We start from the raw sequence: 11,603 nt of genomic DNA on the forward strand, positions 1-11,603 counted from the left end.
GGAGAAATTTGCGATGGCTCATGACACTTTGTATGCGATTGGTGAGGCGCTGATCGATATGATCCCGGCCGAGACCGGCTGCGATTTCGGTGCGGTCTCCTCCTTTGCGCCCCGGGTGGGCGGCGCCCCCGCCAATGTGGCAGCGGCCTTTGCACGGCTGGGCGGCCGCAGCGCCCTGCTGACCCAGCTGGGGGATGACCCCTTCGGCGCGAAAATCACCGCCGAGTTGGCCGGGGCGGGTGTGGACGTGAGCCACATTGCCACCACCGACCGCGCCAACACCGCGCTGGCCTTTGTCTCGCTGCAGGCGGACGGCAACCGTACCTTCAGCTTCTACCGCAAGCCCTCGGCGGACCTTCTCTACAGCCCGGAGCAGGTGGACCCGGCGCTCTTCACCACCGCCTTTGCCCTGCATTTTTGCAGTGTGTCGCTGGTGGAAAGCCCGATGCGGGAGGCCCACAAGGCTGCCATTGCCGCCGCCCGCCAGGCTGGGGCGCTGGTCAGCTTCGATCCCAACCTGCGCTTCCCGCTCTGGCCCGACCGCGAGGCCCTGTACCGCACCGTGTGGGAGTTCCTGCCCCAGGCGGATATTTTAAAGGTGTCCGATGAGGAACTGGAATTCCTGACCGGCACGACAGATATTGAAAAAGCCCTTCCTAAACTGTTCACCGGGCATGTGCAGCTGGTGGTCTACACCTGCGGCAGCGCCGGGGCCTACGCCTACACCCGCACGGCCCAGGGGTTTGCCGCCGTCAAGCCGGTCAAGGCCGTGGACACTACCGGCGCGGGGGACGGCTTCATCGGGTCTTTCCTGTGGCAGCTTTGCCGCGACGGCGTAACCGTGGACAGCCTGCCCTCCGCCGCCCCGGCCCAGCTGGAGCAGTGGCTGGCATTCTCCAACCGTTATTGCGGCGAGAGCGTGCAGCGCTACGGCGCCATTGCCAGCTACCCCACGGCGGCCCAGATGGGCGTATAAGTCCGCAAAATATGCACGTTTGGTGGTAATAAACTGCTGTAACAGGTCAAATTTCCGCCATGTGACGAAATTTGCGGCCTTTTACAAAGCAAATTTTATGTTATTTGCCGATTTTTGAGAAAATTCGACCGATTTGGGAAAAAACCCTTGATTCTGCGCGGAATTTTCTCTATAATAAAGCCCGTAAATAGTAACAGGCTCTGGCCTGAACAATAGGGAGTAAAAGGAATTATGACTAGATCTCAGTTGATTACCAAGGTTGCCAACGACACCAATATGACCAGCGCAGAAGTCGAGAAGGTCATGGACGGCATCTTCGGCACCATCGGTGACGTGCTCAAGAGCGGTGACAAAGTCACTATCGCAGGCTTCGGCCGTTTCGAGATGCGTGAGCGCCAGACCAAGAACTTCACCAACCCCAAGACCAAGGTCACCAGCAAGCTGGAGCCCACCGCCATCCCCGGCTTCAAGGCCAGCGGCCGTCTGAAGGAGAAGGTTGGTCAGTAATCCTGCCCCCTAATATAGGTTTTAATGCCCGTGGCCGCTGCGCTGCGGGCTTTTTTGTATGCTACGGCAAAAAAAATTGCCGCCAGATATTGACAAGCCCCGCCGCACCTGCTATACTATTAGGGCTGTGAAACAGCAAGATAGATGTGCCCGTAGCTCAGTTGGTAGAGCATCTGACTTTTAATCAGAGGGTCCAGGATTCGAGTTCCTGCGGGCGCACCAAAAACCGCTTGAAGCATTACGCCTCAAGCGGTTTTTTGTCTTATCAGATAAATCTCGGTGTGCCCCTCTTGCCAAATGCGGCGGGGCGCGGTATAATAATATGTCTGAAAGAATACGGCGGCCCGCCCCGGCGCGCTGCCTGATAATGTAAAGGGGACTGGAACTATGGAAACGATGGGGACCCTGCGCCGTACCAATTACTGCGGCGAGGTCAGCCTGGCCAATGCCGGGCAGGAGATGACCGTCTGCGGTTCGATCGCCCGTGCCCGCGATAAGGGCGGCATCATCTTTGCCGATCTGCGCGATACCACCGGCATCCTGCAGCTGGTTTTTGACGAGGATACGCCAAAAGACGTTTTCGCCAAAGCCGAAAGCCTGAAAAGTGAATACGTGGTGATCTGCCGCGGCAAACTGCGTGAGCGCGCCGCCAAGACCGACAAGATCGCCACCGGTGATGTGGAACTGTACGTCAGCGAACTGCGTATCCTGAGCGAGGCCCAGACCACGCCGTTTGAGCTGCGCGATGAGATCAACGTCAACGATGACCTGCGCCTGCGCTACCGCTACCTGGACCTGCGTCGCCCCTCGATGCATGAGCCGATCGTGCTGCGCAGCAAGATCATGCAGATCATCCGCAATTATTTCTGCGAGAATCACTTCTGCGAGATCGAGACCCCGACCCTCATCAAGTCTACCCCGGAGGGCGCCCGTGACTATCTGGTGCCCAGCCGTGTGCAGCCCGGCCACTTCTACGCTCTGCCCCAGAGCCCGCAGCTTTACAAGCAGATCCTGATGCTGTCCGGCTTCGACCGCTACTTCCAGATCGCCCGCTGCTACCGCGACGAGGACCTGCGTGCTGACCGCCAGCCCGAGTTCACCCAGGTGGACGAGGAGATGAGCTTCGTCTCCGAGGACGACATCATGACCATCAACGAGGGTCTGATCAAGCGCCTGTGGAAAGAGATGCTGAACATCGACGTGCAGACCCCCTTCGTCCGCATGCCCTGGGACGAGGCCATGGGCCGCTTCGGCTCCGATAAGCCGGATACCCGCTTCGGCCTGGAGATCCAGGACGTGACCGAGGTGTTCAAGGGCACCGAGTTCAAGCCCTTTGCCGCTGTGCTGGAAGCTGGTGGTACCATCCGCGCCATCAACGCCAAGGGCCTTGCCGACAAGCTGTCCCGCAAGAATATTGACAAGCTGGGCGAGGTCGCCAAGACCTACGGTGCCAAGGGCCTGGCTTACAGCCGCCTGACCGCCGATGGTACTTCCTCCAGCTTCGAGAAGTTCCTGACCGATGCCGAGAAGACCGCCCTGTACGCCGCCCTGAACGCCGAGACCGGCGACGTGCTGCTGCTGGTCAGCGACACCGATTGGGTCAAGGCCTGCACCGCCCTGGGCCAGGTCCGCCTGGACATCGCCCGCAAGCACGGCCTGATCGACCCCGACAAGTTCAACTTCCTGTGGGTCGTGGACTTCCCGCTGTTTGAGTACAGCGAGCAGGAAGGCCGTTGGATGGCCATGCACCATCCGTTCACCCTGCCCAAGGCCGAGGACCTGGACAAGGTGGAGAGCGACCCCGGTGCCTGCCACGCTGTGGCCTACGACATTGTGCTGAACGGTGTTGAGATGGGCGGCGGCTCGATGCGTATCAACGACCCCGCCCTGCAGGATCGTATGTTCCATGCCCTCGGCTTTACCGAGGAGAAAGCCCGCGAGAGCTTCGGTTTCCTGATGGATGCCTACAAGTTCGGCGCGCCTCCGCATGGTGGTATGGCCTACGGCCTGGACCGCATGGTCATGCTGATGCTGAAGAAGGACTCCATCCGTGACGTCATCGCCTTCCCGAAGGTGCAGAACGCCGGCGAGCCCATGAGCGGCGCCCCCGACGTGGTCGACGCCCAGCAGCTTAAGGATCTGAACATCGCCCTGACGCTGAAGGATTGATAGTATAATAGAAGCGGCTCCCCATGCGTAGTGGGGAGCCGCTTTTATGTAATGGATAAAAAAGATGCCTTTATCGAGTAGAGCATGTAGGGGCGAACAATGTTCGCCCCCACAGTAATGTGGAGCCTTTATACGTTAATATTTGGGTTTCGGTTCGTCGTTGGTCGATTGCGGGGTGTACTCTGCGGGCTTTGCAGGCGCTGCCGGTTTCACCGGTTTGGGATGATTCTTGCGGCGGCGCTTCGTCAGGGTGACGGCTAAAGCCACGATGATGCCAACCACCAGCAGCACCGGCCACAGGTAGATGACCGCCAGCACAAAGCCCTGGAGGAACGCCACAAAGCCGTGCCAGCCGCCCGCAAAGGCATCGGCCACGCGCTCACCAAAGGTGGTGCCGGTGGGGGTCAGGGTGGCAACCTCGCTTAAGCGGATGTCCACGGTGGAATAACTGACCTGCTGGTCCATGTTTTTCAGCTGTCGGGTGTAGTTTTCCAGCTGGTACTGCACGTCGGAAAGCTGGCTCTCGATCTCCAGCAGGTCGGCGGTGGTCTCGGCCTGGTCGGCCAGGGCGTTCAGCCGCTCGCGCTGGGCCTCCAGCGCACTCAGCCGGGCCTGTACGTCAATGTAGCTGCTGGTGATGTTCTCGGCGGTCTCGCTGAGGTCCAGCACACTGCCCGCCTCGCCCACGGCGGCCAAAAACGTGCGGTAGTTTTCCACCGGCACCCGCACCGTGTAGTAGGCGTAGCGGTCGTGGTCCTTCGCGTCGCCGCTCAGGCTGGAGTATTCCATCCACGCGCCGCAATCGTCCACCGCCGCCAGCAGGGTGTCCCGCGCGGCGTCGAAATCGGTGGATTCCATGTTGATGTCGGCGTTGTAAATGATTTTCTGCGCGGTCTCGTCGGTGGAATCGGGCAGCTCCTCGGGCACGATGCTGCTGTTGGCTGCCCCGGCGGCGGTATCGTAGGCGCCCTCTGCGCTGGGGGATTCGGTGGCGTAATAGCCGCCGTCCTTACTGCTGATGCTGCCGCAGCCTGCCAGCAATACAGCCGCCAGCAGGGCAGTGGATACGCGGAAATGTTTTTTCATGGTGGATGCTCCTTTCTTTTTCACGGATTCAGCCGTGTTGCGTCCTCTCACCCCTAAACACGACAGCGGGGCTGAAATGTTACGTGCGCATTTACAAAAAGTGGGAAGTGCCATGATTTTTGGTACTTCCCACAAATTTACAGGTGATTATTCGGCTTTCTGCCCAAGAACTTTGATGTCATCGTTGTCGGCAAAGGCAACGGCGTTGTAGCCGGAGGCTTCCAGCGTGCCGAACTGCTTGCCTAGCTTCTTGGCCTGGGGCAGCACGGTCACATCATAGTCGGCACGCAGGGTCTCGGCCTTGGCCAGCACGGCGGCAAAGTCGGCGTCTTTCAGGTAGAGCAGCGCCAGGTGCGGCTTGGCACCGGGGATCTGGTAGCCCTGCTCCAGCAAAATGCCGCAGACACGCTCAAAACCGATGGAGAAGCCCACGGCGGGCACCTGCTGGCCGATGAACTTGCCCACCATGTTGTCGTACCGGCCGCCGCCGGCCACCGCGCCACTGAACTGCGGGCAGGTGACCTCGAACACCATGCCGGTGTAGTAGCCCTGGCCGCGCACCAGGCTGGGGGCGTAGGCGATGCCGTACCGGCCGTTGGCAATCTTTTCGCTGGTGGCAATCACATAGCGCAGGTCGGCGGTCAGGGCCTCATCGTCCACCTTGGCGGCGACGGTGTCCAGACTGAAATCGCCCGCGCGCAGGAAGTCGTCCAGCGCAGTGACGGCCTCGGCGGCAAAGCCCTTCTCGGTCAGCTCGTTCTTCACGCCCTCGGAGCCGATCTTGTCCATCTTGTCAAAGCTGATGCAGACGGAATCCAGCTGCTCCTCGGCAAAGCCCATCTTCTGCAGCATGGCGCGCAGGATACGGCGGTCGTTGATGTTGACGGTAAAGCCGGTGAAGCCGATCTTCAGCAGGGCGCGGGCGGTCACGTCGATCAGCTCGACCTCGGCGTTGGGGGAAGAATCGCCCAAAATGTCAATGTCACACTGGACGAACTCCCGCAGACGGCCCTTCTGGGGGCGCTCGGCGCGGTAGACGCGGTCGGTCTGGATGACTTTGAACGGGCTGGGCAGCTCGCTGCGGTTGGCGGCGTAGTAGCGGGAGAGGGGCAGGGTCAGGTCGTAGCGCAGGCCCATATCGCTCAGCTGCTTTTCATCGCCGCTGCGCAGGGCAGCTTCCAGCTTGTCGCCACGCTTGAGGACCTTGAAAATCAGGTTCAGGTTGTCGCCGCCGTCGCTCTTGTCCAGGTTCTCCATGTCCTCCAGAATGGGGGTGGAGATGCGCTGGAAGCCTGCGGCGCGGTAGGTGGCCAGGATCTGGCCCTGGATATAATCGCGCAGGGCCTGCTCACGGGGCAGCAGGTCGCGCATACCTTTTAACGGCTGGGTTTTCATGTTGTACTCCTTTATGTTCGCGGGGGCATACGCCCTATTTTTATACTATCTTATAATGATAGCCTGCCCGGCGCATTTTGTCAATCTGAATAGCCCATACTAATGCGGTAGGGGAGGGATGCACCATGGCAAAACGGGCGCAAAACCGCGGGCCGTACATTTTGGCGGCGGGGGCGGCGGCACAGCTGCTTACCGGCATCCCGGCGGCGTGGGGCGTGTTCCAGCAGCCGGTCATGCAGGGGTATGGGTTCAGCCGTGGGCAGGCGATGCTGGCCTTTGCGGTGCTGGTGGCGGCCTACGGTGTGGGCTGCGCGATAGGCGGCTTATTGCAGGACGCCCACGGCCCGCGCTTTGCCGGGCTTTGGGGTACGGCGCTGCTGGCGGGGGGATTCTTTGCGGCTTCGCTGGTACCGGTTGCCAACGCGGTGCTGTTTTTGCTGGTGTACAGCCTGCCCGCGGGGCTGGGCAGTGCGTTTTTGGCCCCGGCGGTGCTGGCCTGCGCGCAAAAGTGGTACAAGGACAAAAAAGGCTGGGCCACCGGCGTGGCCGGGGTGGCGATGGGCTTGTCCGGCGCGTTTTTTACGCTGTTTGTGAAAGGTGTGGGCGGTGCCTGGGGCATCCGCGTTTGCTTTGCGGCCCTGGGAGCCGTGATGCTGGTAATCTGCGGCGCGGGAGCGCTGATTTTGCAAGACCCGCCCGCCCCGGCAACGTCCGGCAACCCCCAGCCCGGGTTGGATTGGCCCCGGATGGTGCGTACGACCCAATATAAGCTGTGCGTGGCGGCGGTGGCGCTGTCCGCCCCGGCGGTGCTGTTGTTCAGCCCGGAGATCTTCAAAATTGCCACCGAGCGCGGTCTGCCCGAAGCTGCTGCGCCCTGCAGCATCGTGTTAGGTTCCGCCGCCAGTGCGGCGGGGCGCCTGCTGCTGCCCGCCTGCAGCGACAAGCTGGGCCGCAAGCCGGTGCTGTATGCGGTGTATCTGGGCCTGGCGGCGGGGTCGGTGTGGTTTGCTTTTGCCGCCGAGTGGTGGGTGCTGGCGGCCTATGCGGTGCTGACGTTTTTCTACTCCGGCGGGGCGGCGGTGCAGCCTGCGTTCAATACCGACCTCTTCGGCCTGCCCCACGCGGGGGTGAACTACGGGTTTATCGCCTTAGGGATGAGCGGCGGTAGCCTCGTCAGTTATATCGGCAGCCAGGCTCTGCCGCTGGCTGCCCGGCACTGGCTGGCCGGGGCGTGTGCCGTGGCAGGGCTGGTTTGTGTCAGACTTGTAAAACCTTGCCAAATCAGTTGAAATTTTGCGTCGTACAGGGTACAATATAGGCTTGCTAGGAATAGAAAGAAACTTGCAAAAGGCTCCCTCTGTGAGACAGACTCCCCCGATACGGGGGAGGTGGCACGAAGTGCCAGAGGGGGGAGCGCTGTCAGCGAAGCTGACGGAGGGAGAGAGCCTTGCCTGGTCCGAAGCTTCGGATACAATCTGTGCTCTCTCCCCACCCGCTCTGCGGGACCGCTTACGCGGCCGGACCCCTCTGTCGCTACGCGACATCTCCCCACGCTGTGGGGAGTCACCCTCACAGAGGGGGCCTCTAAGCATCCCACCACATAACAGGAGGAACCCCTCATGCAGCAAACCATGCAGGCCCAGCAGCTGCGGCGGATGGCGGAACGGTCCGCTGTCGCCTTTCTGCTGGCGGTGCTTTGCGTATATCCGCTTTATATCGATAAATTTTCCAACCTCGGCGTTGTCAAATTCACCGGCGTAGCCACTCTGTCCTGGGCGTTCTGCCTGTGGCTGGGGGCGCTGGCCGCCATCGGGGCGCGCCCCCGTGCGGGTCGCCTGCCCTGGCGCACCGACCATGGCCTTTGGGCGCTGGGGGCTGTGGTGGCCACGGGCGTGGTCTCTACCGTTACCTCGCTGTCGCCCGCCATGTCCCTGTGGGGGCTGGGCGGCTACTACGGCGGCTGCATGATGGTGCTGTTCACCGCCGTGGGTTACCTGGCCGTGCGGGCCTTTGCCCCGCAAAAACTGCTCAACGGCCTTACGTTCTGCGTGGGCATTACCACCGCGCTGGTCACGGTGCTGTATGTGCTTAACATTTTTAATATCGACCTTATTGGTACTTATGCCGATACCGCCGTGGTGGAGCGTGCCCAGTTCTTCTCCACCCTCGGCCAGAAAAACTTCTGCTCCGGCTTCATGGCCTTTGCACTGCCGCTGGTGTTCTATGCGTTTTTGGTGGCCCGCGGGGCGCGGCACACGGTGCTTTACGGTGTACCGGCATTTTTCGGCGGGCTGGCGCTGGCGGTGGTGGATGCCGACGGCCTGGCGCTGGGCATCGGCGCAGCGGTGCTGGTGCTGCTCTGCCAGAAGATTTTCACCACCCGCACCCTGCGGCGGCTGATGGTCATCGGCATGTTTTTCTTTGCCGACGCAGGCTGGATGCAGTACATGCGTACCCACGTCTACACCCAGGGCGGCAAGCCCATTCTGGCGGCCTTCGGCCACTATGCCCAGCTGGGTTTTGCAGTCTGCGCGGTGGTGTGGGCTGTGTTGTTCTTTGCCTTGCGCAGCCGCGAGATCCCGCTGTGGAAAGCAGGCCGCGTGCTGACGGTCATTGCAGTCACATTAGGCGTGGTGCTGGTGGTGCTGGCTAACTTTATGCCGGGCTTCCCGTCGCTGGGAAAGCTCGATGACCTACTGGTATTCAACGATGATTGGGGCACCTATCGCGGCACGGCCTGGCGCATCAGCTGGTCGGCCTGGACGGCGCAGCCTTTCTGGCGTAAGCTGCTGGGCGTTGGCCCCGGCATGATGCACACCGCCGTGGCCCAGTGGGCAGGGGCGGACATCACCGCCCGGATGAAAACGTTTTACGCTGCCCACAACGAGTACCTGGAGCTGCTGCTGACCAGTGGTGTGCTGGGCCTGGCAGCCTGGGTGTGGTTTGTGGCGGCGCACCTGCGCAAGGCCGCGCAAAACTGGCTGCGCCCCGGGGTCGCGCCGGTCACGCTGGCGCTGGTCAGCTACCTGGCCCACGCGGCGGTGTCTATCCGTGTGTCGATGATCTTCCCCGAGATCATGCTGCTGTTCGGGCTTTTGCAGGTGTTCTGCCTGCCGCCGGAAGGCGAGGACGCACCCATTCAGCCCAAGGGTAAAAAGGCCAGACAGCCTGTGCCGAATGGAAATAAGGCCCCGGCCCCCGGCCTCATCCGCACCTGGATCGGGCCTGCCGCAGCCGCCGTGGTGATGATGGCGGTCTGCGGCGCGGCCTCCCGCATGGTGTTTGGGTTCCTGTACTAAAGGCAAATGCAGCAGAAGATGTAGGGCAACACCGCACAATTCCCGCCTGACGGCTTAAGCACCGCTCCGGCGGCTGCGGCGCGGCATCTGCGTTGCCAAAATGCTCGATAATACACAAAGTATTATCTGCGCTTTTGGCTTAGCAGCTGCCGCACCTCGCTCGCCGTATCGGCACTTAGAATTATGCGGTATTGCTGTAGATTTCACATTTACCATTTGCCATGGGGGATCCCCCCCCTATGTTAAATGTAAAATATCCCTTGCAAAACCAGCTTTCACCGCCTCGTTCGGAGGCGGGTTTTGTTTTTCTACGGAATTCTCCAAAAAACAAAAGGTTAGGGTAGACTAACATCTTGAAAATCGACCCCGCACCCTTTATAATAAAGATAGCTGTGAAAAGCCTAACAAATGCAAAGGAGAGAAAATTATGATCGAATACTCCGCACAGGTCAATAACATGTGCCCGATCACAAAAGGGCCCAAGCACGGTCCCGCCCCCATCCCCGAAGAGGGTCAGTGGGTCAAGGCCTATAAAATTGAGGACATCAGCGGCTACACCCACGGTGTAGGTTGGTGCGCACCCCAGCAGGGCACCTGCAAGCTGAGCCTGAACATCAAGAACGGCATCATCGAGGAAGCCCTGGTCGAGACCATCGGCTGCTCCGGCATGACCCACTCCGCCGCTATGGCTGGCGAGATCCTGCCCGGCAAGACCATCCTCGAGGCCCTGAACACCGACCTGGTCTGCGATGCTATCAACGTTGCTATGCGTGAGCTGTTCCTGCAGATCGTCTACGGCCGCAGCCAGACCGCTTTCTCTGAGAACGGCCTGCCCGTCGGCGCTGGCCTGGATGACCTGGGCAAGGGCCTGCGCTCTATGACCGGCACCATCTTCTCCACCAAGGCCAAGGGCGTCCGTTACCTGGAGCTGACCGAGGGCTACATCCTCAAGACCGCTCTGGATAAGGACAACCAGGTCATCGGCTACCAGTTCGTCCGCCTGGGCAAGATGATGGAAGACATCCGCCACGGCAAGGACCCGAAGGAAGCCTACGAGAAGAACATCGGTACCTACGGCCGCTTCTCTGCCGAGCAGGGCGCTGTCAAGTACATCGACCCGCGTGAAGAATAAGAGAGGGAGGAACATAGATTATGGCAACTTTTGAATCCCAGAATCGCCGTATGCCCAAGATCGAGGCCTGCTTGAAGGCCAACGGCCTGGAGAGCCTCGACGCCTGCAACGAGATGCTGCTGGCCAAGGGCATCGACTGCGACAAGATCATCCGCGGCATCCAGCCCATCTGCTTCGATAACGCTGTCTGGGCTTACACCCTGGGCACCGCCATCGCTGTCAAGCGCGGCCTGAAGAGCGCTGCTGACTGCGCTGCTGCCATCGGCGAAGGCCTGGAAGCTTTCACCATCCCCGGCTCTGTTGCAGAGCAGCGTAAGGTCGGCCTGGGCCATGGTAACCTGGGCGCCATGCTGCTGCACGAGGACACCCATTGCTTCGCTTTCCTGGCTGGCCATGAGTCCTTCGCTGCTGCTGAGGGTGCTATCGGCATCGCCCGTACCGCCAACAAGGTTCGTAAGGAGCCCCTGCGTGTTATCCTGAACGGCCTGGGCAAGGACGCTGCTCAGATCATCAGCCGTATCAATGGCTTCACCTATGTCAAGACCGACTACGACTTCGCCACCGGCGAGCTGAAGGTCGTCGAGACCATCCCTTACTCTGACGGCGAGCGCGCTGCTGTTAAGTGCTACGGCGCCAACGACGTTCTGGAAGGCGTTGCTATCATGAAGGCTGAGGGTGTTGAGGTTTCCATCACCGGTAACTCCACCAACCCCACCCGTTTCCAGCACCTGGTTGCCGGTACCTACAAGAAGTGGGCTATCGAGAATGGCAAGAAGTACTTCTCCGTTGCTTCCGGCGGCGGCACGGGCCGTACCCTGCACCCGGACAACGTGGCAGCAGGCCCCGCTTCCTACGGCCTGACCGACTCCATGGGCCGTATGCACGGCGATGCTCAGTTCGCTGGTTCTTCCTCCGTCCCGGCTCACGTCGAGATGATGGGTCTGATCGGCGCCGGCAACAACCCGATGGTCGGTATGACTGTCGCCTGCGCTGTTGCTGCTTCTCAGGCCAACGCTTGATCTCTTTTGCAATCGTGTAT

Annotated in this window: 9 protein-coding genes and 1 tRNA gene; 8 read left to right on the top strand and 2 right to left on the bottom strand. The window is 60.8% G+C overall.

Going from position 1 to position 11,603, the window contains the following annotated elements:
• Window positions 1-13: 13 nt before the first annotated feature.
• The 4 genes from OGM81_08650 (at window position 14) to aspS (ending at window position 3,652) form a co-directional block, all read left to right on the top strand.
• Window positions 14-976 carry a carbohydrate kinase gene (locus tag OGM81_08650; GenBank protein ID UYJ42413.1) on the top strand — a complete coding sequence of 321 codons (963 nt, stop codon included), beginning with the start codon at window positions 14-16 and terminating at the stop codon, window positions 974-976.
• 231 nt (window positions 977-1,207) lie between these two features.
• The gene (locus tag OGM81_08655; protein UYJ42414.1) at window positions 1,208-1,483 is read left to right on the top strand and encodes an HU family DNA-binding protein; all 276 of its coding nucleotides are present in this window, start codon (window positions 1,208-1,210) and stop codon (window positions 1,481-1,483) included.
• A gap of 146 nt (window positions 1,484-1,629) precedes the next feature.
• A tRNA-Lys gene (locus OGM81_08660) sits at window positions 1,630-1,705 on the top strand.
• A gap of 165 nt (window positions 1,706-1,870) precedes the next feature.
• Complete coding sequence (gene aspS / locus OGM81_08665; GenBank protein ID UYJ42415.1) at window positions 1,871-3,652, top strand: aspartate--tRNA ligase; 1,782 nt, start codon at window positions 1,871-1,873, stop codon at window positions 3,650-3,652.
• A gap of 135 nt (window positions 3,653-3,787) precedes the next feature.
• Here aspS and OGM81_08670 read toward each other — a convergent pair whose 3' ends face one another.
• Complete coding sequence (locus tag OGM81_08670; protein ID UYJ42416.1) at window positions 3,788-4,738, bottom strand: DUF4349 domain-containing protein; 951 nt, start codon at window positions 4,736-4,738, stop codon at window positions 3,788-3,790.
• A 147-nt stretch (window positions 4,739-4,885) separates the two neighbouring features.
• Window positions 4,886-6,133 (bottom strand): histidine--tRNA ligase, encoded by a 1,248-nt coding sequence (hisS, locus tag OGM81_08675; protein UYJ42417.1) that lies wholly within the window; start codon window positions 6,131-6,133, stop codon window positions 4,886-4,888.
• 125 nt (window positions 6,134-6,258) lie between these two features.
• Here hisS and OGM81_08680 point away from each other — a divergent pair, with 125 nt between their 5' ends.
• The 4 genes from OGM81_08680 to OGM81_08695 all read left to right on the top strand — a co-directional run bounded on the left by OGM81_08680 (window position 6,259) and on the right by OGM81_08695 (window position 11,583).
• Window positions 6,259-7,422 (top strand): MFS transporter, encoded by a 1,164-nt coding sequence (locus OGM81_08680; GenBank protein UYJ42418.1) that lies wholly within the window; start codon window positions 6,259-6,261, stop codon window positions 7,420-7,422.
• A gap of 330 nt (window positions 7,423-7,752) precedes the next feature.
• Complete coding sequence (locus tag OGM81_08685) at window positions 7,753-9,432, top strand: O-antigen ligase family protein (protein ID UYJ42419.1); 1,680 nt, start codon at window positions 7,753-7,755, stop codon at window positions 9,430-9,432.
• Between the two features lie 430 nt (window positions 9,433-9,862).
• Window positions 9,863-10,564: a hypothetical protein gene (locus OGM81_08690; protein UYJ44992.1), complete on the top strand. Its 702-nt coding sequence runs from the start codon at window positions 9,863-9,865 to the stop codon at window positions 10,562-10,564.
• Window positions 10,565-10,584: 20 nt separating this feature from the next.
• Complete coding sequence (locus OGM81_08695) at window positions 10,585-11,583, top strand: GGGtGRT protein (GenBank protein UYJ42420.1); 999 nt, start codon at window positions 10,585-10,587, stop codon at window positions 11,581-11,583.
• Window positions 11,584-11,603: the final 20 nt, after the last annotated feature.

This window comes from Oscillospiraceae bacterium, assembly GCA_025758045.1.
Classification (GTDB): domain Bacteria; phylum Bacillota; class Clostridia; order Oscillospirales; family Ruminococcaceae; genus Gemmiger.